This window comes from Streptomyces sp. NPDC005070, assembly GCF_053600395.1.
Genome location: NZ_JBSFZS010000026.1, coordinates 25,751 through 46,057, shown reverse-complemented (window position 1 = coordinate 46,057; position 20,307 = coordinate 25,751). Strand labels below are relative to the sequence as shown.

Genomic DNA, 20,307 nt, shown 5'->3' with positions numbered 1-20,307 from the left:
TGCGTCGCCTGGGTGTCGTGCCGGACGCGGTCGCCGGGCACAGCGTCGGCGAATGGACCGCCATGACGGTGGCCGGGCTGTACTCCGGGGACGAGGTCGACGCCTTCATGGCGGGCTTCGATCCGGACACGGTGACGGTGCCGGGTCTCGCGTTCGGTGCCGTCGGCGCGCCTGCGGAGCGCGTACTGGCCGCCCTGGAACAGGAGTTCACGGGCGCCGGCCTGGTGCTCTCCCACGACAACGCGCCGGGTCAGTCGATGGTGTGCGGGCCGGACGGCGCGGTCGAGGACTTCGTCCGGTCGTTCCGGGCCCGCGGTGTGCTCGGCCAGGTGCTGCCGTTCCGGTCCGGCTTCCACACGCCGATGCTGGCGCCCTACCTCGGGCCGATCGGACAGGCGGCGCGGCGGTTCCGGCTGCATCCGGCGACCGTCCCGGTGTGGTCGGGGACGACCGCGGCGCCGTTCCCCGAACGGGAGGCGGAGGTACGGGAGCTGTTCGTCCGGCACCTGCTCGAACCCGTGCGCTTCCGGCAGTTGACCGAGGCCCTGTACGCGGCGGGCCACCGGGTCTTCGTCCAGGTGGGCCCCGGGCAGCTCGGGTCGCTCATGGGCGACACCCTCGGCGACCGCGACCATCTGACCGTGGCCGCCAACTCCCCCCGTCGCACCGGCCTCGCCCAGTTGCGCCGGGTGGCGGCCGCGCTGTGGACGGCGGGGGCGGCCGTCGCCCCCGCCCTGCCCACCGGGACCCGTACGGACGCCACCTCAGGAGCCGGATCCGGATCCGCCGACAGCGGCGCGCTGTCGGCGCGACCCCCCGTGCGACTCGACCTGGACGGCGCTCTGATCTCACTCGACGGGCCTGAACTGGCAGACCTGCGCGCCGAGTTGGGTGCGGCGGCCCCCGCTCCGGGCACCGCCGCCCCGTACGCGCCGGGTGCGCTGCGGGGGCTCACCGACCGGTTCCCCGGCGCCGCCGAACTGGACGCCCTGCTGCGGGACACCGCGGACACGGCGGCAGCGCTCATCTCCGCGCGGCCCGCCCATCGGCCGGCCGCCACGCCCCCTCCCCCCGTCCCCGCCTCCGCCCCCGTGCCCGTCTCTGTCCCTGTCTCCGTGCCCGTCTCCGTGGCGGCTTCCGGACCCGTCACCGAGACGCGGACGGCAGTCGGCGACGCGGCGACGGGCCCCCACGTACGAACCTCGGTCGTCCGCGTCTCTCCGGAGACCATGCCGTACCTGCTCGACCACTGCTTCTTCCCCCAGCGGGCCGACTGGCCCGACGTGGCCGACCGCTGGCCGGTCGTCCCGGCGACCACGATCGTGCACCACCTGATGGACGCGGCCCGGCGGGCGGCGCCGGGCAAGGTGCCGGTCGCGGTGCACGGCGCCCGGTTCGAGGAGTGGCTGACGGCCACCCCCGCCGTCGACGTACAGGTCACGGTGGAGCCCGTGGCACCGGACCGCCTCGCCGTGTCCTTCGGTCCCCGGGCCCGCGCCACCGTCGAACTCGCCACCGGCTACCCGGCCCCACCGCCCGCCCGTTGGCGGACCGACCCCGCGAGCGAGCGCGCACCCCTGCACACCGCGGCGCACCTGTACGGCGAACGCTGGATGTTCCACGGCCCGGCGTTCCAGGGAGTCACCGAACTCACCGCGCTCGGCGACCGGCACATCCGCGGGATCATCACCGCCCCGGCGGCACCCGGCGCCCTGCTGGACAACGTAGGCCAGATCCTCGGCTACTGGATCATGGCGACCCGCTCCGAGCGGACGGTCGTGTTCCCGGTCGGGATGCGGGAGATGCGCTTCCACGGCCCGCACCCTGCCCCCGGGACGGAGGTGGCGTGTCTGGTGCGGATCACCTCGCTCACCGACACCGTGCTGGAGGCCGACGTACAACTGTCGGTGGCGGGCGCGGTGTGGGCGGAGTTGCGCGGCTGGCAGGACCGCCGGTTCGACAACGATCCGCACACCCGGCCGGTGGAGCGCTTCCCCGAGCGCAACACCCTGTCCGAGGCCCGTCCGGGCGGCTGGTCACTGGTGCGCGAAAGGTGGCCGGATCTGGCGTCGCGCGACCTGATCATGCGCAACTCGCTGGGCGGGCAGGAGCGTTCGGAGTACACCGGGCACGCGCCGCGCGGCCGGCGGCAGTGGTTGCTGGGCCGGATCGCGGTCAAGGACGCCGTACGGCAATGGCTGTGGGACCACGGCGAGGGCCCGGTGTTTCCCGCGGAGCTACGGGTGAGCAACGACGCCATGGGCCGCCCGTACGTCACCGGGGTGCACGGCCGGGACCTGCCCCCGCTGGACGTCTCGCTCGCCCACCGCGCCGAGGCGGGCGTGGCGATCGTACGGCCGCACACGCCCGCTCCCGGTCCTGGCATCGACATCGAGGAGGTCACGGCCCGCGACCCGCAGGCGATGGCGACGGTGCTCGGCGCCGACGAACTGCGGCTGCTGCGCACGCTGTGCGCCACCGGCAGCGGCAGCAGCAGCAACAGCAGCAGCGAGGCACTGTGGTTCACCCGGTTCTGGGCCGCCAAGGAGGCGGTCGCGAAGGCGGAGGGCACCGGCTTCGGCGGTCGGCCGCGCGACTTCGCCGTTCTGGAGGCGGCACCGGCCGGGGACGAGCTGATCGTCTCGGGGCGCCTGGAACGGGCCTACGCGGTGCGGTGCGCGCCCGCCGCGAACCCGCCCGGACTGACCGAACGGGCCTATGTCGTGGCCTGGACCACGGGACCGATCGGACCGACGGGACACCCCCACGAGGAGGAGTACGCCCCTTGACTTCCTCCCCCTCCTGAAGGAGGGGGACTCCTACGGCTCGCGCCGTGGGGTTTCCTGTTTCGTCGCCGACTGCCCGCCCGGAGTGCTCCGTTGAGGTCTTACACCAGCTCCACAGGCTGTCACCGCCAGTCCGGCGGCCAGCAGGTTCTTCGCCGCGTTCACGTCCCGGTCGTGGGTCGTGCGGCAGTCACATGTCCAGGTGCGGACATTCAACGGCATCCGCTGCTGGAGGGCGCCGCAGGCGGAGCACAGCTTGGAGGAGGGGAACCACCGGTCGACCGCGATCACCTCGCGCCCGTACCAGACGGCTTTGTACTCCAGCAGGCTTCGGAAGTCCGTCCATGCCGCGTCCGAGACGGCTCGGGCCAGGCTCCGGTTTTTGACCATATTGCGGACACTCAGGTCCTCGATCACGAGCGTTTGGTTCTCACGCACGAGTCGAGTGGTCAGTTTATGCAGGGTGTCACGGCGGCGGTCGGCGATCCGGGCGTGGATCCTGGTGACCTTGCGGCGGGCCTTGGCCCGGTTCGCCGAGCCTTTCTCCTTCTTCGCCAGTCGGCGCTGTGCCTTGGCGAGGGCGGCACGGTCGCGACGCTCGTGTCTCGGGTTGGTGATCTTCTCGCCGGTCGACAGGGTCAGCAGGTGGTCCAGGCCGACGTCCATACCGATGGCCGTGTCCATGGCGGGCAGGGGCTGGACGGACGGATCGTCGCACAGCATCGAGACGAACCAGCGTCCGGCCGCGTCCTGCGACACGGTCACCGTCGAGGGGGACACGCCGGCGGGCAGTGGCCTGGACCAGACGATGTCCAGCGGCTCACGCATCTTCGCGAGCGTCAGCCGGCCGTCCCGGAAACGGAACGCGCTGGTGGTGTACTCGGCGGACTTGCGCGACTTCTTCCGGGACTTGAACCTCGGATACTTCGCCCGCCTGCCGAAGAAGTTGGTGAACGCCACCTGCAGGTGCCGCAGTGCTTGCTGCAGCGGAACCGACGACACCTCGTTCAGGTAGGCCAGTTCCTCGGTCTTCTTCCAGACCGTCAGCATCGCCGAGGTCTGGTTGTAGTTCACCCGCTCCTGCCGCGTCCACGCCTCCGTACGGGCTGCGAGTGCCAGGTTGTAGACCTTGCGCACGCATCCGAACGTGCGCGACAGCTCGGCCACCTGTGCATCGGTGGGATGGAAGCGGTACTTGAACGCCCGCTTCACGTGAGTGGCCACAGTCCACAAGCTAGCGCCACTGGTGGAGAGGCATCAAACCTGCCGGTCAGGGCACAGGGATCCGTCCTGGCGGCGAATCCCGGCCTACTGCCCTGCTCCGCAGGGGTCTCGTTTCCTCCCCCGGCTGAAGCCGGGGGTATCCGCGAAAGGACTCCGATGAAAGCCACCCCCCGCCCCGCCGACGCGGACCTGGTCCTCGCCGACATCGCCGGACTGCTCGCCCGGCTCCTGGAGGACGAGTACGGCCTCGACGACGTCGAGATCGGCATGGCGACCACGTTCAACCGCGATCTGGAGCTGGAGAGCATCGACCTGGTGACGCTGGCGGGGCTGCTGGAGGAGCGGTACGGCGGGCGGGTCAACTTCGCCGAGTTCCTGGCCGGGATGGAGTTCGACGAGATCATCGGGCTCACCGTGGGGCAGCTCGTCGCCTACGTCGTGACCAGCCTGATGGCGGCGGAGGCGAGCTGACGGATGGCGATGGTCGACACCGGTGGACTCCGGTTGCACGTACAGCGGATCGGCCCCCGGGACGGCCGGGCGGCCACCGCGACCGCGGTACTGGTCCACGGTCTGCTCACCGACAGCCTGGCCAGCTACTACTTCACCGTGGCGCCCGCCTTCGCGGCGGCCGGCCTCGACGTCGTCATGTACGACCTGCGGGGCCACGGCCGCAGCGAACGCCCGCCCGACGGCTACACCCTGGACCACAGCATCGACGACCTCCGGGCGCTGCTGGACCGGCTGGCGGTGACCGGACCGGTGCACCTGGTCGGCAACTCCTACGGCGGCACGATCGCCTTCGGCTTCGCGGAACGCCACCCGGAGCGGGTGGCCAGCGTGTCCCTGATCGAGTCCGAACCGGCCACCGCTGCCTGGGCGTCGAAGCTCGGCGGCATCCTCGACCGGGTGGTGGCCCAACTGGCGCACAACGAGGTCGACGCCCTCGCCTGGATCACGGCGAACCGTGGCCACAACACGGCCCGGCTGGCCCGGGGCGCGGCCCGGCTCGCCCGGGACACCACCCTCGGACAGGACATCCCGGCCAGCAATGTTCTGACGAACCATCAGATCGCGGCGATGCGGCGTCCCGTGCTCGGCGTATACGGGGGTGACTCGGACCTCGCCGAACTCGTGCCCTGGTTACGGTCGTTGGTGGCGGACTGCCGGACGGTGGTGATCCCGGGGCACGAGCACTCGGTTCTGGTGGAGGCGGCCGGGACCGTGGGCGCTCACATCCTGTCGCTGATCCAGGGGACTTCGGCGGCCCGGAGCGTGGGGGCCGAGGCCCGGTGAGCGGATTCCTGTTCGTGGTACCGCCGTTGGTCGGGCACATCAACCCGGCCGTCGGGGTCGCCGACCTGCTGCTCGCGCGCGGGCACCGGGTGGCGTGGGCCTGCGCCGACCCCGGTCTTGTGGAACGCCTCGCGGGTGACCGGGCCCCGGTGTTCCCGTGCGACGGGCCGGTGCCGGGGGTGGGCGAGGCCCGGCGGCCGCCCGACCTGCGGGGGCCGGAGGCGCTGAAGTTCCTGTGGGAGTGGTATCTGCTGCCGCTGGCCGAGGCCATGGCGCCAGGGGTGCGGGCGGCGGTCGAGACGTTCCGTCCGGACGTGGTCGTCGCCGACCAGCAGGCGTTCTCGGGTGGGCTGGTGGCCGAGCGGGCGGGGCTGCCGTGGGCCACCTCGGCGACCACCTCGGCCGAGTTCGCCGACCCGCTGGCCGGGCTGCCGAGGGTCACGGAGTGGCTGGCGGAGCGCCTGGCGGGCCTGCGCGGGTCCGTCGGGGATCCGGCGGGCGACGCCGATCCGCGGTTCTCGCCGCATCTGGTGCTGGCGTTCAGCACGGTGGAGCTGGCCGGTCCGTCGGCCGCCGCGCGGGGCGGCCCGATCCGCTGGGTCGGCCCCTCGATCACGGCCAGACCGGCCGCGCCCGGCTTCCCCTGGGACTGGCTCGACCCCGGCCGGGCCACGGTGCTGGTGACCCTCGGCACCGCGAACGCGGACGCCGGCGGGCGGTTCCTCGCCGTCTGCCGAGAGGCGCTGCGCGCACGGGCCGACCGGGTGCAGGGGATCGTCGTCGACCCGGGGAACACTCTGGGCCCGGGCGCCGACTCGTCACGGGGCGACGTCCCTTCTCCGGACGGCACCAGGGCTCCGTACGGCGCTCGACCGTCGCCCGACCACGACAAGGACCTGCTGGCCCTGCCCTCCGTACCCCAACTCGCCCTCCTCGAAAGGGTCGACGCCGTGGTCTGCCATGCCGGTCACAACACCGTGTGCGAGGCGCTGTGGCACGGGGTTCCGCTCGTGGTGGCGCCCATCCGCGACGACCAGCCAGTGGTGGCCGGGCAGGTGGTGGACGCGGGGGCGGGCGTCCGGGTCAGGTTCGGCCGGGTGACCGCCGCCCGGCTGGGCGCCGCGCTCGACGCCGTACTGCACGAACCCGGGCACCGCGCCGCCGCCGAACGGATCGGTACGGCGTTCCGCGCCGCCGGCGGTGCGTCCGCGGCGGCGGACAGCCTCGAACAACTCGCCTGGGAGCACCGATGAGTGAGCAGATGGATGGACCGACCGGGCAAGCCGCGAAGCGGCCGCCCGGGCAGGACGCCGGCGAACGGGCCGGACGGGACTCCGGGGAACCGGCCGGACGGACCCCCGAGCAGCCGACCGGTCAGGACGTCCAGGAACCGGTCAGGGAGCCCGGCCGTGCCGAGCGGGTGGCGGGGCTGCGCCCCGGCTACCTGGCCGATCTGGCCGAGGGCACGGGACGCTTCTTCGAGCCGCCGCGCACCACTTGCCCCTGGTGCGGCTCCGGTCGGCTGACCACCCGTCTGCGCACCACCGACCTGCTCCAGCACAAGCCGGGCCGGTTCGTCCTCGACCGGTGCGACGCCTGCGGGCACGTCTTCCAGAACCCCCGGCTGAGCGAGGCCGGGCTGGAGTTCTACTACCGCGACTTCTACGACGGGCTCGGCGAGAAGAGACTCGGCGACACCTTCGGCGGCCGTACCGGGATGTACCGCGACCGCGCCGAGTCGATCCTGCCGTACGACTCCGCCCCGAAGAACTGGCTCGACGTCGGCACCGGGCACGGCCACTTCTGCGCGACCGCCCGCGAGGTGCTGCCCGGCACGGCGTTCGACGGTCTCGACTTCACGGACGGCGTCGAACTCGCCGCCCGCGAGGGCCGGGTGGAGCACGGCTACCGCGGCGCCTTCCCCGACCTGGCACCGGAACTCGCCGCCCGCTACGACGTGGTGAGCATGTTCCACTACCTGGAGCACAGCACCGACCCCGACCGTGAACTGAGGGCGGCGTGGCAGGCGGTGCGGCCCGGCGGCCATCTGCTCATCGAGGTCCCGGACCCCGAGAGCCGCTACGCCCGGCTGCTGGGCCGCTGGTGGCTGCCCTGGCTCCAGCCGCAGCACCTGCACTTCGTGCCGGTCGCCAATCTGCGCCACCGCCTGGCGGAGCTGGGGTTCACGGTGGTGGCGCAGCGGCATGCCGAGCCGCACGATCCGGTGGACCTGCTCGCCGCCGTCTGGCTGGCGCTGGACCACGCGGCTCCGCGCGAGGACGCGCCCTGGCTGCCGAGGCCGCCGGGCGCGCTGCGCCGGGCCGGGCGTACGGCCCTGCTCGTCGCGGGGATCCCGGCCCTGGTCCTGGGCACACTGCTGGACCGGTTCGCGGTCCGCCCGCTCGCGCACCGGCTCGGCGTGTCCAACGCCTACCGCCTGGTGGCCCGCCGGGACTGACCGCGTACCCACCCCGGAGCCGAGGTGGGACCACCGGGAGCAAGGGAACACTTTCGGCCAAGCAGGTCCCGGCGGCGACCAGAGGGGCGGCGAACCATGATCAACAGGAAACCCTCGAGATTGTCCGGCTTTGCACACAAGTAGCCGTTGAATTTTGGATGATTTCGGGTGCGATTGACCGTTCCGTTGATCATTTTCAGTCAGTTCACGTTATTACTGGCGAGGAACATAAATTCGAGATGTGCCAGTATTCGAGCCAACGGGGACGGCGCTGGGAGACCGGATATCCGGTACCGGCAGGGCGGCATGCTGACCACATGCCGCAGTGACCCCGTGCCAGTAGGGGGAGTCGGGTGCGTTCGATGTTCGAAGCACCAACATCGGCGGCACCGTTCCGTGCCGCCAGCATTCCTTCCTTCTTCTACGGCCCGGCATGCGCCGGGCATCGAGAAAGCCTGCTCGGAATCCGACAGGCACAAGGAGAGAAGATGAAGAAGCTGTTCGTCGCGGCCGGCATCACCATGGGTGGCGTCGCGGCCGCGCTCAGCGTGCAGGGGACCGCGCAGGCCGCCGCACCGCAGGCGGATTCCGCTCCGGCGGTCGTCCGGCCGGACGTCGAGAGGGCGCCCGCGGGCTTCGGCAGCCTTCTGGGCAAGGTCGTGGGCAAGGCCGCGGTGCACGGTCGTGCGGCGTGCCCGCACGTGGCGAAGGCGGCCGGTCAGGTGGCCAACGACTTCTTCGGGACTCACGTGGCGCCCGCCAAGGGTGTCGACGGCGTCGAGGCGGTCGACACGGTCTTCGACAAGTGACCGAGCATGTCGTACTCAGGAGGGCGGTCCTCATTGCCGGGGCCGCCCTCCTGGGCGCCTACCTGTCCGTCGCCGCGCTGACCCAGACGCCCCTGAATCCCGTCAAGCTGCGCTACTACGACGAGATGAACGCGGTGACGGAACCCTATCTGTCGCAGAACTGGATGCTTTTCGCCCCGGACCCTCTGTCGGACGACCGCGGCATTGTCGCCCGTGCCAGGTGCGCGAACGGCAAGGCCACCGATTTCTACGACGTGTCCCGCCCTTACGTGACCAGAGTCCAGCATGACCGGTTCTTCCCGTCTCGCATCAACCGGCTGGTCAGCGGGACCATCACACAGATGGACAGCCCCGATCCGGTTCTGACCCGGCTCAGGAACAAGGAAGCGGAGAAGAAGAAGCGACCGGTTCCTCTGCTTCCCTACGAGAAGACTTCGCGAGATCAGGCGGAGATCTTCCTGGCGCGCTACTCGCTGTCCCAGTTGCGGAACGTGTGCGACGGGTCTCCCTCCGCCGTGCAGGTGCGCATGTACGTGCACGAGCTCCCTTCGTGGTCGCGGCGAAAGGATCCGTCCGCCAACGGCACGATCAGCTTCGAGGATCTGAAATGGCGGAATGCGGAGGACGTCACATGAGGAAGGTCGTCTCCACCATCGACAGGTGGAGTTCGGTGCCGATCGGTGCCGTCGGCGTCTCCGGAACCCGTGCCCTCCTCGGGTTCGTCGGCCTGATGTTCTACGTCAGCCAGTACGCCGACCGGGACTATCTCTTCGGCCCTGACGCCGTTCTCCCCTGGCGCGAATTCGTTGAACAGGTCCACGGCAACGGCTCTTTCAGTCTCTATACGTGGAGTTCCTCGGAAGCGTGGTTCCAACTGGTCTTCCACCTGGGCCTGATCACCGCTCTGATGGTCACCCTGGGCATAGGCGGCAGGGCCGGACTCGCCTTGCACTGGGTTTTCCTGTGGTCTCTCTACGAACGTCAGCCGGTCCTGCTCGACGGTGGCGACAACCTCGCCTACCTGGTGCTCCCGATGCTCCTGGCCACCCGCTGCTACGACCGCTTCTCCTTCTCCTCCGGTCGCGTGGAAAGACTCGGCCGGCGCCTGCCGACGCAGGTGCGTTCGTTGGCGACGCCTCTGCACAATCTCGGTGTCGTGGCGATCGCGTCGCAGATGTGCCTGGTGTACGTCGTCAGTGGTCTGTACAAGGTCCAGGGACAGATGTGGCAGGACGGAACCGCCCTGTTCTACGTGCTCCGGGTTCCGGAGTTCACGTTCCCCGGAGTCTCGAACCTCATCTATCACAACGATTTCATGGTGGTGGCCGGGACGTACACGACCGTCATGTTCCTCGTCTACTTCCCCCTCGGAGTGCTGGTCCCCGCACTCCGGCCCTGGGCCGCCACCATGTCGATCGGCTTCCACGTCGCCATCGGTCTGTGCATGGGCCTGACGGGATTCGCTCTGACGATGATCGCCTGCGACCTCGTCTTCCTCAACAGGGAACTCGGCTGGGCCGTTTCCACCGTGTCGAAGCCGGCCGCCCGGCTGGGCCGGCGAGCCGGGAAGGAGAAGGCGGCGGGCGAAACCGCTGCCGAAGTCACGCTCGCGGAGGAGCCGGTGTAGCGTTCCCGGCGCCTTCGGCCGGAAGGCCGCAGTTCGATGCCGGGCGCCGTGCAAGCTCGCGGATGCGGCATTCCACCAAGGTGACACGGACAAATGAGAGACAGACAGGCGATGGAAGCGAACCCGGCCAAACTCCCGTCCCACAACGACGGCACCACGGTGGGACTGTTCTGGGTCTCGGCCGACGGCGTGTACGTCGGCACCCCGGCCACGGCACCGGCTCCGTGCGTGGTGCTCGAGGCTTCTGGGCCCCGCGTTACCGGTCCGCGCGCACATGACTGGGCGTGGTCCGGCATAGCGGGTCTGGAGGTCACCGAAGTCCCCGTCCGCTCCACTGTACGACGCTGGACGACCCACGCCGTGACCTTCGCCGCCGCGGCCCTGGACGCCTGGGTGCCGAGCAGTCCCACCGAGATGACCGTGTCCATCACCGCACCCGAGGGCACGGTCCTGACGCCTGCCCACTCCAGCGCCGCCGTCGCCTACTCCGCGCTCGAGGTCGATCTCTCCCGCCGACTGATCGGCCGCTTCATACGGGGCACCGCCACTCCCGCCGTCATGACCGAGTGGTGGGTGCGGACTCGGCCGACCAGAATTCTCCGGTCGCGTGAACGGGAGGCTCTGCTCAGAGCCTGGCTCGCGTCGAACTGAACGGGCACCCCGCACGTCCACTCGCAGAGCGGCGGCAGCGCGCCTGTCCACTCGCAGACCGGCGGCAGCGCGTCGGCCCGAACACACGACGGGAGACCATCATGATCCGAGTTCCCACCTGCGTACTCAGCAGCTTTCAGGCACCCCAGATCTCTCACGGCCACGACCCCGGCCTGTTCACACAGATCGGTTCGCTGACCAAGCCGCTCACCGCGACCGTCCTGACCGCCTTGGCCGACGACGGAGTCCTGAGCCTCGACGACCCGCTGGAGCTGTTCCTGCCGGCGCCCGGCGGCACGGGAATCACCCTGCGCCAACTTGCCGACCACACCTCGGGCCTTCCCCGCATGCCTCCCGGCATCAGCGGGCGCGATCCCTACGCGGCTTTCGACACGGACGCGCTGGACTCGGTCGTACGAAACCTCGACACCCTGGTCACCGCCCCCGCGGGGACGGCCGAGGAGTATTCCAACCTCGGCTACGCGCTCCTGGGCGCGGCCCTGGTCGCGGCCACGCGCACCCCGTACGAGGAACTGCTGCACCGCCATCTCCTCGACCCGCTCGGCATCGTCGATGTCGCCGTCGATCCGCCGTCCGGCAGGCGGCTGTGCCGCACAGGGCTGTTCGGCCGGTCTCGCCGGACCTGGACCATGGACGGCGCGATCCTTCCCGCCGGCGGGCTGTGGGCCACTCCCCGGGCCGCCGCCCGCCTCCTCACCGACCTGCTGGTCGACCGCAAGCTGGGTGAACCGGCACCGGCCTGGCAGAAGGCGGGAAGCCTGCTGTGGCACAACGGCGCGACAGGCGGCGCGTCCGTCTTCGCGGGAGCCTCACCGCAGGGCTGGATTCTCGTTCACCGCCTCTCAGGCCGAAGCGCCGTGACGGACAAGATGGCCCTGGACACGCTCAGACGGTTCATCGGGCCTGGGTCCTGACGCCGGGGCGGACGGACGAGGAGCCGCCACAACGGGACGTGTCTCCTGAGCCGTCGGGCCCCCTCGCATCCGGTCGGGAGCGGACGAAAACCGTCCCTGCCGGATCACATGCCGCTCAGCCGGCCGAGGTTGCGGTCGGCCATCCGATCGTGACCGCTTCGCGATGGCGGACGGGCGGACCGGGTGCCGCACGGGTCAGTCGTCCTTGCGGTCCAGGACGCGTCGGGCGGCCTCCGCCTCTGCCGCGGGCGGCGACAACTCGTCGAGCGTGTCGAGTTCGGCGTCCGCCTCCAACTCGCTCTCTCAGGCCGCGGCCAGGCGCTCCTGTTCTTCGCGTGGTTCGGAGTCGACAGTCCGCCGATCCTCCGGGGTCAGAGCCGCCAGGAACCTGGCCACCGAGTCCTTGGGCATGCCGTACTCCTCGTCGCCGGACAGCATGTCGATTCCCGCCCAGCATGGCCAATCGGCCTTGGGCCGGCCGTCTGACACGGCTTCAGCACACTCAAACGGCCGCTGCCCGGTCAGGCGACTCCCGTCGGACCGCCACGGGCCGGACCACGGCCGGCCCGCCTGGTCCGAGTGGTTCACGACATGATCGCGCGGCGAAGTGAGACCCGTCATCCGGGGCCCGAGGCAGCCAACTGCTCTGCTGTGCAGCCCTTCTGGGAAAACAGCAAAGGTGACAGACGATCAAAACGGAAGCCTGTCAGGGGGTTCGTCCGCGCGGCCGAGGGGCTGCTCGGGGAAGCCTGTAGCGTGGCCGGGAGTTCATCTGTCCGGCGTTTCCGGGCGGCGACCGCGGACGACCGGGCGAGAGAGACGGAACGGGAATGTTCAGCAAGAAGGAAGTGCATCTGATCGCGCTCAGCGATCTCGGCGACGCGCGGGACGCGGTGAGCCGGGCGCTGTCGGACGCTCCCGCCGACGAGGCTCCCGGGCTGCGGCGCGCTGCGCGGATCCTGGACGAACTGGCGGAGCGGGGCGAGGAGCCGCGGGTGCGGTGGGCCCGGGGAATCCTGGAGCGCGACGGCGTGGACCCCGTCACCCACGAGGTGGCCGCCGTACGGGCCCTGCGCCAAGAACTGCCGGGCCTGAGCCTGCTGGCCGCCACCCAGCTGGCCCGAGAGGCGAAACTCGCCCAGCAGGCATGACGCCCGCCGGTCGCAGGTGACGCGCGCTCAGGGCCCGCGTCCATCGACTAACTCAGGCGCGTGAGAGCCCCGCCGAGATCCACTCCCGGCGGGGCTCTCCCGTGCTCCGACATGCCCGGACGGAAATTACTTGCCACTGGAAAGTAGATGCCAGCATGGAATGATTAAGCACGCCCGTCGTACGGAATGGCCCCGATGGCGGGGCTGGATTCTCGCGGCCGCGCTGCTCTGCGCGGTCGCCTTCCTGGTGGTGAACTGGAGGGCGCAGCGTGCCTCCGGAGTCGCACCGTGGTTCGCCCAGCGCGAGCGCGGGACCGCGTGGCACGCGTGGGTCCTGCCCCTGATCCCCTTCGCCGCGGGCCTGGTGGGAGCCCTCCTCTTCGGTGGCGCCGGGGCGTTCACCGGATTCGGCGTGGTGGCGGGTGCGGTGTCCTGGATGCAGGCCGGCCGTGCGCGCGCCGGTGCCCGGGAGGCGTCGTGACCGACACGGGCCCGCCCGGCCTGGACAAGGAGATCCACCACCCGACCCGGCTGACGGTGGCCGCGTTCCTATCCGGTTGCGCCGAGGCCGAGTTCAGCACGGTGCGGGACTACTGCGAGGTCACCGATTCCGTGCTGAGCAAGACGGTCGCCGCGCTGGAGAGGGCCGGCTATGTGAGCGTCCGCAAGGGCTACTTCGGCAAGCGGCCCCGCACCTGGCTCGCGCTCACCCTGACCGGACGCGAGGCGCTCGCCGCACACCTGGCCGCCCTGGAGGCTCTGGCAGCGGCCGCCCGCCGGGCCGGGTCGGAGGCGGCGGGCGCCGGTGGCACCGAAGGGGAACCGACGTAGACAAGGGCCGGGCGCCGAACTCCGCTCCGTCCCGCCAGGGCCGGGCGCGAGATCGCCCGAACGCGGCGGCGTGCGCTACGGGCGACGGTGCGGGTGATCGGTATCGTCGCGGCGGACGGCACCTGTCGGCACACCTCGTCCGGCGCGCGGCGGCCCGAGCGGAGGAGGACGCCATGACCGATCCCCGGAACGGGGCTGCGGGGGACCGCGGGGAGGTGTCGCCGGGGCCAGGGGGACATGGTCCGAGTGCGCACGACACGGTGCGTCTCGCGGTGGTGATCGGTGCTCTCGGCGTGGTCTTCGGCGACATCGGGACCAGCCCGATCTACACCCTCCAGACCGTGTTCGACCCGGGCGACCCGCATCCGGTGCCGGTCACCACGGACAACGTGTACGGCGTGGTGTCGCTCGTGTTCTGGTCGGTGATGACCATCGTGACGGTCACCTACGTGCTGCTGGCGATGCGTGCCGACAACGACGGCGAGGGCGGCATCATGGCCCTGATCACGCTCGTACGGCGGTGGGGCTCGCGGCGTGACCGGCGGACCACGGCCGTCCTGGCCGCGCTCGGCGTCTTCGGCGCCTCCCTGTTCTTCGGCGACAGCATGATCACTCCGGCGATCTCGGTACTGTCCGCGGTCGAGGGGCTCAAGGTGGTCCAGCCGTCGCTGGAGAGCGCGGTCGTGCCGATCACCGCGGTCATCATCGTCCTGCTGTTCCTGGTGCAGCGCAGAGGGACCGCGGCCGTGGGCCGGGTGTTCGGGCCGGTCATGATCACCTGGTTCGTGGTCATCGGCGCCTGCGGCGTGGACGGCATCGTCGACCACCCGGCGATCCTCAGGGCACTGTCGCCCACGTACGCCCTGGGTTTCCTGTTCGGCCATTTCGGCACCGCCTTCTTCGCCCTCGCCGCGGTCGTGCTCTCGGTCACCGGCGCGGAAGCCCTCTACGCGGACATGGGTCACTTCGGCCGCCGGGCCATCACCCGCGGCTGGATGTTCCTCGTCCTTCCCGCATGCGTGCTGAGCTACTTCGGCCAGGGCGCGCTGATCCTGGCCGATCCCCGCAACATCAGCAGCCCCTTCTTCCTGCTGGTGCCCCACTGGGGCAGATGGCCGATGGTCCTGCTGGCAACGGCCGCCACGGTGATCGCCTCGCAGGCCGTGATCACCGGCGCGTTCTCGGTCACCTCCCAGGCCGCCCAGCTCGGCTACCTGCCGCGGCTGCGCATCGCGCACACCTCCGAGTCCACGATCGGCCAGATCTACGTCCCCTGGATCAACTGGCTGCTGATGGTCTCGGTCCTCACCCTGGTCTTCGCCTTCCGCAGTTCCACGGCGCTGGCCTTCGCGTTCGGTATGGCGGTCACCGGCACCATCACCATCACCACGCTTCTGTTCTTCTACGTCGCACGGGCCAAGTGGGGCACACCTGTATGGCTCGTCGCGATCGGCGCGAGTGTGCTGCTCTTCGTGGACCTGCTCTTCGTCGCGGCCAACCTGACGAAGCTCGTCCACGGTGCGTGGCTGCCGCTCCTGATCGGGCTCACCGCGTTCACCGTCATGACCACCTGGCAGCGCGGGCGCGAGATCGTCACCACGGAACGCGTCCGGCAGGAGGGCCCGTTGCCCGACTTCGTCGAGCGCCTGCGCAGCGGTGAGCTGTCGACGCTCCGCGTCCCCGGGACGGCCGTCTTCCTCAACCGGGGCAAGCAGACGACTCCCCTTGCCATGCGGGCCAACGTCGAGCACAACCACGTGCGGCACGAGCAGGTCGTGATCCTGGCCATCGAGACCGAGCCGGTGCCCCGCGTCCCGGCCGACCGGCGGCTCGTCGTCGACGATCTCGGCTACGGCGACGACGGCATCATTCACGTCACCGCCCGCTTCGGCTACATGGAGACGCCGGACGTGCCCAGCACCCTGGCCATGCTCGACCCGGACAGGACCGAAGGACCGCTGGAGCTCGACCGGGCGTCCTACTTCCTGTCGACGATCGAGCTGCGGCGGGGCAAGGCACCGACGATGGCCCCCTGGCGCAAGCGGCTGTTCATCGCCACCTCCCACATCACCGCGGACGCCGCCGAGTACTTCGGCCTCCCCCGGGCCCACACGGTGATCATGGGCTCGCAGATCGACGTGTAGCGGCGCGCCGGCCGGTGTCGGCGGCGCGCCGCTCGTGCGGCATCCGGGCACGAAAGCCCGGACGGGCCGGTCGGCGAGGGAGGATGGACCGGCCCGCCCGGAGATCAGCGGCCGGTCACAGGCCCACGTCGCGGCGGCGGATGTCGTCCAGGGATTCCCGGCGGACGAGGAGGCGGGCCCGTCCGTCGCGTACGGCGACCACGGGCGGGCGGCCGACCAGGTTGTAGCCGGAGGCCATGGACAGGTGGTACGCGCCGGCCACGGGGACGGCGAGGAGGTCGCCTGGGCGTACGTCGGCGGGGAGGTCCGCGTCGGCGGCGAGGATGTCGCCGGCTTCGCAGTGCCGGCCGACCACGGTCACCCGGGCCGGGTCCGCGGTGCTGCGCCGGCCGATCAGGCGGGGGGCGTAGCGGACGCCGTACAGGGCGGGGCGCGGGTTGTCGCTCATACCGCCGTCGACGGCCACGAACACGTGCTCGCCGGTGTGTTTGACGGACAGGACGCGGTAGACGGCGATGCCCGCCGGTCCGGCGATGGCCCGTCCCGGTTCGATGATCAGGCGGGGGACGGGGAGTCCGGCCGTGGCGCAGGCGTCGGCGAGTTCGGCGCGTACCTTGCGGGCCAGCGCGGTGAGGTCCAGGGCCGGTTCGCCGGGGCGGTAGGCGATGCCGTGGCCGCCGCCGAGGTCGAGTTCGGGCAGGACCAGGCCGTGCTGCTCGTGGAGCCGGCTCATGAGGCCGACCAGGCGTCGTACGGCGATCCGGTACGGCGTGACACTGGTGATCTGCGAGCCCAAGTGGCAGTGCAGACCGGTGAGTTCGAGCTGCGGCTGGTCGAGAATCCGGGCGATGGCGTGCGCCGCGTAGCCGTCGGCGATGGACAGGCCGAACTTCTGGTCGTCGGTTCCCGTGCGGATCTTCTCGTGGCCGCCCGCGCGGATGCCGGGCACCACGCGGACCATCACCTTCTGGTGGCCGTCCGGGCCGACGGCGGCGGCCAGCCGGGCGATCTCGGAGGGGCTGTCGATGACGATGCGGCCGACGCCCAGCCGCAGGGCGAGGTCCAGGTCGTGGGGGGACTTGGCGTTGCCGTGCAGCACGATCCGCTCGGGCGGGAAGCCGGTGGTGACGGCGAGTTCGAGTTCGCCGGCGGAGCAGACGTCGAGGCCGAAGCCCTCCTCGTCCATCCAGTGGGCCATCGCGCGGCACAGGAACGCCTTGGCCGCGTAGAGGACTTCCGCTTCGGGGAAGGCGTCCCGGTAGGTACGGCAGCGGTCGCGGACCTCGGCCTCGTCCAGGACGTAGACGGGGGCGCCGAAGCGGTCGGCGATCTCGGCGAGCGGTACGCCACCCACGGCGAGGTCGCCGTGCGGTGCTTCGGTGGTGGAGGCGGGCCACACGGACAGGCCGGCCACGGCGGTGGCGGCGGTGCCGGTCGCGGTAGTTGTGGCGGTCGCGGTAGTTGTGGCGGTCGCGGTAGTTGTGGCGGCGGGGGTAGTTGTGGTGGCGGCGGTCGCGGTGGCTGGTTCGTGAACCGTGGTCATCGTGGCTCCTCTCAGGCGATCCGCAGCGCGGACATCTCTTGCGTGACCGGCCCGGCGGGTGGGACGGGGGCCGCGGGCGCGACCGCGACGGGCGGCGTGACGCGTCCGGGCGCCGGGGCGGTGAACTGCGGGTCGACCGTGACGGTGGTGACGCCGAGCGGCGCGGTCAGCGCGCGCAGCGCGGGCTCGGCGAGCCGGATCCACGCCTGGCCGGAGCCGAGGGTGGCGGTCAGCCGGCGCTCGGAGGTGAAGCCGACGGCCGTTCGCCGGCCGAGGGGGGTGCGGAAGAGCCGGGCCGCACACCCGGAGGGACCCGGCCGGACCGGTACGTACAGGGGTCCGGCCGGGAACCGATCGGCGGGCTCGGGGTCTTCGCCGTGGAGGAGTTCTGTCATGGGGTGCCTCCCGAAGGGCAGGGAGTGTGGGATCGGAGCTGTGGGACCCCGGACGCGGGGAGCCGGGCCGGGGTTCACTGCCGACGTTATGCCCGGACCTCCGGTCGGCGGGAACGGTCCTGACGGGACGTTGACGAGGAGCCGGACGACTTTGACGGACCGCTGACACCGCTGGTGGGAGGGCGCCCGGAGGACCGTCAGAAGGGCGCCAAGAACGGGCGCGCGGACTGCCGGGAGCACGGACGCGGGGGTGAGATGGAGGCGGTTGCCCAAAGGAATCGCCGGCCGGGAACGCCTGGCCGGCACGTGCAGAAGGTGAACGCGATGTCCGAGTCCCCCAAGCCCCCAGCCGCTCGCGTCGTCGTCGGAGTGGGCGACTCACCGGGGTGCCTCACCGTCCTGGGCCGGGCCGCCGAGGAGGCCCGGCTCCGCGGCGCGGAACTCTGGCCGGTGGTCGCCTGGGAGCCTCCGGAGGGGGATCTCACCGCCCGCAGGTTCCCGGCCACGAGGTTCCTGGTCCCGGAGTGGGAGCGGCTCGCCGGGGAAAGGCTCAGGGAAGCGCTGCGCGACGCGTTCGGCAGCGCCGGCACCGGGCTGCCCGGGCGGGCGCTCGTCGTCCGGGGCGCTCCCGGACCGGCGCTGGTGCGCGTCGCCGACCGGGACGGCGACCTCCTCGTCGTCGGCGCCGGCGGGCGGGGCCTGCTGCGCCGCGCGCTGTGGCCGTCGGTCGGCCGCCACTGCCTCGCCCACGCCGTCTGTCCCGTTCTCGCGGTCCCGCCCTCCCCGCTGCGGGCGGCGCTGACAGCCGCGCACCGCCGCAACGCCCTGCGGCTGCGCCTGGACACCGGTGACCTGGAGCGGGAGGGCACGAATCCGAGGTAGACCCAGGGGCCGGCGCCGATGCCGCCGGCCGCACAGCCCTCCCCGCGCCTTGTCATCCCTCGAAGCGATAGCCCATGCCCGGCTTGGTGATCAGGTAGCGGGGCCGGGAGGGGTCCGTCTCCAGCTTCCGGCGCAACTGCGCCATGTAGACCCGCAGATAGTTGGTCTTGTCGCTCTGCGAGACGCCCCAGACCTCCTGGAGAAGCCGCCGCTGTGTGACCAGCCGGCCGCGGTTGGTCACCAGGATCTCCAGCAGATGCCACTCGGTCGGGGTCAGCCGCACGTCGCGCCCGTCCCGTACCGCCTTCTTGGCGAGCAGGTCGAGGGTGAAGTGCTCCGTCGTGACCAGGCTCGTCTCGTGGGCCAGGGGTAGGTCCGCGACGCGGCGGACGGCGGCCCTCAGCCGGGCGAGGAGTTCGTCCATGCTGAAGGGCTTGGTGATGTAGTCGTCCGCTCCGGCGTCGAGGGCGGAGACCTTCTCGTCGGACGCCCGCCGGGCGGACAGGACGAGGATCGGCACGCGGCTCCAGCCTCGTATGCCCCTGATGACGTCGACGCCTTCGAGGTCGGGCAGGCCGAGATCGAGCAGGATCACGTCGGGCTGCCGGGTGGCGGCGAGCCGGAGAGCGGTCGCTCCGTCGGGGGCGGCGTCCACGCCGTAGTGGCGTGCCTGCAGGTTGATGACGAGGGCCCGTACGAGCTGCGGGTCGTCCTCCACCACGAGCACCCGGGTCATGGGGTGTGCGTCTCCTGTCGTACGTCGGACCGGTGGCGCGGACAGCGCACGGCCGACTTCATGGCGGCGGGAGCCGGCGGTCCGGGGTGACTCCCGGGCCGCCGGCTCCCCTGCGGGTGGCGTAAGACCGTCACTGCTTCGCCGCGAGGTCCTTCAGCGCGATGTTGAGCTCCAGGACGTTGACCCGGGGCTCACCCATGAAGCCGAGGGTGCGGCCCTCGGTGTGGTCCTCGACCAGCTTCTCGACCCGGGCGACGGGCAGGCCGTTCCTCTCGGCGATCCGGTGGACCTGGAGTTCGGCGTAGGCCGGGGAGATGTCCGGGTCCAGGCCGGAGCCGGAGGAGGTGACGGCGTCGGCGGGTACGGCGGACGGCTCGACGGTGTAGCCGGGGACCGAGTTGTCCTTGACGACGGCGGTCCTGGCGGCGAGCACCTGGGCGCAGAGTGTGCCGTCCTCGGGCTTGGCCGGGCAGGTGCCGTCGACCGCGCCGCTGTCGCCGGCCAGGTTGGTGGCGCCCGAGAGGATCAGCGTGTACCGCGTGTTGATGCTGTTGGAGCCGAGCCCGTTGGCCGGGCGGCCCTGGAACCACTTGAGGTCGGCTTCCGGAGTCTCCTGGCCCTTCTTCAGCGGCAGGTTGTAGGACTGGCCGATGAGGGAGGAGCCGACGACCTTGCCGTCGGCCTTGATCTCGGAGCCGTTCGCCTGCGCGGAGAAGAGGCCCTGGGCGACACCGGTCACGACCAGCGGGTAGACGACACCGGTCACCAGGGTCAGTACGAGCAGGGCCCGCAGGCCCGCGCCCAGCAACCGGGCGGTGTTCACAAAGGAGTTGTTCATG

20 protein-coding genes and 1 pseudogene are annotated in these 20,307 nt (G+C 71.2%); 15 read left to right on the top strand and 6 right to left on the bottom strand.

Features of this window, described 5'->3' with window-relative positions; translation table 11 throughout:
* On the top strand, positions 1-2,789 hold a 2,789-nt coding region (locus ACWEBX_RS11950), incomplete at its 5' end, for an acyltransferase domain-containing protein (RefSeq protein ID WP_451884742.1).
* Between the two features lie 30 nt (positions 2,790-2,819).
* On the opposite strand, the gene ACWEBX_RS11945 is transcribed toward ACWEBX_RS11950, so the two are convergent.
* Positions 2,820-4,010, bottom strand: coding sequence for an RNA-guided endonuclease InsQ/TnpB family protein (locus ACWEBX_RS11945; protein WP_451884741.1), 1,191 nt, complete (start codon positions 4,008-4,010; stop codon positions 2,820-2,822).
* 156 nt (positions 4,011-4,166) lie between these two features.
* Here ACWEBX_RS11945 and ACWEBX_RS11940 point away from each other — a divergent pair, with 156 nt between their 5' ends.
* The 9 genes from ACWEBX_RS11940 (at position 4,167) to ACWEBX_RS11900 (ending at position 11,786) form a co-directional block, all read left to right on the top strand.
* Complete coding sequence (locus tag ACWEBX_RS11940) at positions 4,167-4,481, top strand: acyl carrier protein (protein ID WP_451884740.1); 315 nt, start codon at positions 4,167-4,169, stop codon at positions 4,479-4,481.
* 3 nt (positions 4,482-4,484) lie between these two features.
* On the top strand, positions 4,485-5,306 hold the full coding sequence (locus ACWEBX_RS11935) for an alpha/beta fold hydrolase (protein WP_451884739.1): 822 nt from the start codon (positions 4,485-4,487) through the stop codon (positions 5,304-5,306).
* The gene (locus tag ACWEBX_RS11930) at positions 5,303-6,559 is read left to right on the top strand and encodes a glycosyltransferase (RefSeq protein ID WP_451884738.1); all 1,257 of its coding nucleotides are present in this window, start codon (positions 5,303-5,305) and stop codon (positions 6,557-6,559) included. The genes ACWEBX_RS11935 and ACWEBX_RS11930 overlap by 4 nt, the downstream gene beginning before the upstream one ends.
* Before the next feature lie 167 nt (positions 6,560-6,726).
* Positions 6,727-7,764, top strand: coding sequence for a class I SAM-dependent methyltransferase (locus tag ACWEBX_RS11925; RefSeq protein WP_451884761.1), 1,038 nt, complete (start codon positions 6,727-6,729; stop codon positions 7,762-7,764).
* Between the two features lie 488 nt (positions 7,765-8,252).
* Positions 8,253-8,573: a hypothetical protein gene (locus ACWEBX_RS11920; protein ID WP_362400085.1), complete on the top strand. Its 321-nt coding sequence runs from the start codon at positions 8,253-8,255 to the stop codon at positions 8,571-8,573.
* Positions 8,570-9,208: a DUF5819 family protein gene (locus ACWEBX_RS11915; RefSeq protein WP_369481175.1), complete on the top strand. Its 639-nt coding sequence runs from the start codon at positions 8,570-8,572 to the stop codon at positions 9,206-9,208. Before ACWEBX_RS11920 ends, ACWEBX_RS11915 begins: the two co-directional genes overlap by 4 nt.
* Entirely contained in the window at positions 9,205-10,200 is a 996-nt protein-coding gene (locus tag ACWEBX_RS11910; protein ID WP_451884737.1) for an HTTM domain-containing protein, read from the top strand. The genes ACWEBX_RS11915 and ACWEBX_RS11910 overlap by 4 nt, the downstream gene beginning before the upstream one ends.
* A 93-nt stretch (positions 10,201-10,293) precedes the next feature.
* Complete coding sequence (locus ACWEBX_RS11905) at positions 10,294-10,851, top strand: hypothetical protein (RefSeq protein WP_451884736.1); 558 nt, start codon at positions 10,294-10,296, stop codon at positions 10,849-10,851.
* A gap of 101 nt (positions 10,852-10,952) precedes the next feature.
* Positions 10,953-11,786 carry a serine hydrolase domain-containing protein gene (locus ACWEBX_RS11900; protein ID WP_451884735.1) on the top strand — a complete coding sequence of 278 codons (834 nt, stop codon included), beginning with the start codon at positions 10,953-10,955 and terminating at the stop codon, positions 11,784-11,786.
* Positions 11,787-11,981: 195 nt separating this feature from the next.
* On the opposite strand, the pseudogene ACWEBX_RS11895 reads toward ACWEBX_RS11900, so the two are convergent.
* Positions 11,982-12,197: pseudogene (locus tag ACWEBX_RS11895) on the bottom strand (hypothetical protein).
* Between the two features lie 419 nt (positions 12,198-12,616).
* Between ACWEBX_RS11895 and ACWEBX_RS11890 the strand changes: the two are divergent.
* From ACWEBX_RS11890 to ACWEBX_RS11875, 4 genes are all read left to right on the top strand, one after another.
* A complete protein-coding gene (locus ACWEBX_RS11890; protein ID WP_451884734.1) occupies positions 12,617-12,937 on the top strand; it encodes a hypothetical protein in 321 nt (106 codons plus the stop codon).
* Positions 12,938-13,097: 160 nt separating this feature from the next.
* Positions 13,098-13,418 carry a hypothetical protein gene (locus tag ACWEBX_RS11885; RefSeq protein WP_451884733.1) on the top strand — a complete coding sequence of 107 codons (321 nt, stop codon included), beginning with the start codon at positions 13,098-13,100 and terminating at the stop codon, positions 13,416-13,418.
* Entirely contained in the window at positions 13,415-13,768 is a 354-nt protein-coding gene (locus ACWEBX_RS11880) for a transcriptional regulator (RefSeq protein WP_451884732.1), read from the top strand. Before ACWEBX_RS11885 ends, ACWEBX_RS11880 begins: the two co-directional genes overlap by 4 nt.
* A gap of 173 nt (positions 13,769-13,941) precedes the next feature.
* The gene (locus tag ACWEBX_RS11875) at positions 13,942-15,912 is read left to right on the top strand and encodes a potassium transporter Kup (RefSeq protein WP_451884731.1); all 1,971 of its coding nucleotides are present in this window, start codon (positions 13,942-13,944) and stop codon (positions 15,910-15,912) included.
* A gap of 115 nt (positions 15,913-16,027) precedes the next feature.
* On the opposite strand, the gene lysA is transcribed toward ACWEBX_RS11875, so the two are convergent.
* Both lysA and ACWEBX_RS11865 read right to left on the bottom strand, forming a co-directional pair.
* Positions 16,028-17,455: a diaminopimelate decarboxylase gene (gene lysA, locus ACWEBX_RS11870; RefSeq protein WP_451884730.1), complete on the bottom strand. Its 1,428-nt coding sequence runs from the start codon at positions 17,453-17,455 to the stop codon at positions 16,028-16,030.
* Between the two features lie 11 nt (positions 17,456-17,466).
* Positions 17,467-17,850, bottom strand: a complete 384-nt coding sequence (locus tag ACWEBX_RS11865) for an SAV_915 family protein (protein ID WP_451884729.1) — start codon at positions 17,848-17,850, stop codon at positions 17,467-17,469.
* 324 nt (positions 17,851-18,174) lie between these two features.
* Between ACWEBX_RS11865 and ACWEBX_RS11860 the strand changes: the two genes are divergently transcribed.
* The gene (locus tag ACWEBX_RS11860) at positions 18,175-18,732 is read left to right on the top strand and encodes a universal stress protein (protein ID WP_451884728.1); all 558 of its coding nucleotides are present in this window, start codon (positions 18,175-18,177) and stop codon (positions 18,730-18,732) included.
* A 52-nt stretch (positions 18,733-18,784) separates the two neighbouring features.
* On the opposite strand, the gene ACWEBX_RS11855 is transcribed toward ACWEBX_RS11860, so the two are convergent.
* Positions 18,785-19,468 (bottom strand): response regulator, encoded by a 684-nt coding sequence (locus ACWEBX_RS11855; protein ID WP_451884727.1) that lies wholly within the window; start codon positions 19,466-19,468, stop codon positions 18,785-18,787.
* 130 nt (positions 19,469-19,598) lie between these two features.
* Positions 19,599-20,306 carry a potassium-transporting ATPase subunit C gene (locus ACWEBX_RS11850; protein WP_451884726.1) on the bottom strand — a complete coding sequence of 236 codons (708 nt, stop codon included), beginning with the start codon at positions 20,304-20,306 and terminating at the stop codon, positions 19,599-19,601.
* Between the last annotated feature and the right edge of the window lies 1 nt (position 20,307).

Bases quoted from the DNA above. Each gene is read 5' to 3' on its own strand.
- ACWEBX_RS11890 (WP_451884734.1), top strand. From the start codon at position 12,617: ATGTTCAGCAAGAAGGAAGTGCATCTGATCGCGCTCAGCGATCTCGGC.
- ACWEBX_RS11850 (WP_451884726.1), bottom strand. From the start codon at position 20,306: ATGAACAACTCCTTTGTGAACACCGCCCGGTTGCTGGGCGCGGGCCTG.
- ACWEBX_RS11910 (WP_451884737.1), top strand. From the start codon at position 9,205: ATGAGGAAGGTCGTCTCCACCATCGACAGGTGGAGTTCGGTGCCGATC.
- ACWEBX_RS11860 (WP_451884728.1), top strand. From the start codon at position 18,175: ATGTCCGAGTCCCCCAAGCCCCCAGCCGCTCGCGTCGTCGTCGGAGTG.
- ACWEBX_RS11935 (WP_451884739.1), top strand. From the start codon at position 4,485: ATGGCGATGGTCGACACCGGTGGACTCCGGTTGCACGTACAGCGGATC.
- lysA (WP_451884730.1), bottom strand. From the start codon at position 17,455: ATGACCACGGTTCACGAACCAGCCACCGCGACCGCCGCCACCACAACT.
- ACWEBX_RS11875 (WP_451884731.1), top strand. From the start codon at position 13,942: ATGACCGATCCCCGGAACGGGGCTGCGGGGGACCGCGGGGAGGTGTCG.
- ACWEBX_RS11885 (WP_451884733.1), top strand. From the start codon at position 13,098: ATGATTAAGCACGCCCGTCGTACGGAATGGCCCCGATGGCGGGGCTGG.
- ACWEBX_RS11865 (WP_451884729.1), bottom strand. From the start codon at position 17,850: ATGACAGAACTCCTCCACGGCGAAGACCCCGAGCCCGCCGATCGGTTC.
- ACWEBX_RS11855 (WP_451884727.1), bottom strand. From the start codon at position 19,468: ATGACCCGGGTGCTCGTGGTGGAGGACGACCCGCAGCTCGTACGGGCC.
- ACWEBX_RS11940 (WP_451884740.1), top strand. From the start codon at position 4,167: ATGAAAGCCACCCCCCGCCCCGCCGACGCGGACCTGGTCCTCGCCGAC.
- ACWEBX_RS11900 (WP_451884735.1), top strand. From the start codon at position 10,953: ATGATCCGAGTTCCCACCTGCGTACTCAGCAGCTTTCAGGCACCCCAG.
- ACWEBX_RS11905 (WP_451884736.1), top strand. From the start codon at position 10,294: ATGAGAGACAGACAGGCGATGGAAGCGAACCCGGCCAAACTCCCGTCC.
- ACWEBX_RS11920 (WP_362400085.1), top strand. From the start codon at position 8,253: ATGAAGAAGCTGTTCGTCGCGGCCGGCATCACCATGGGTGGCGTCGCG.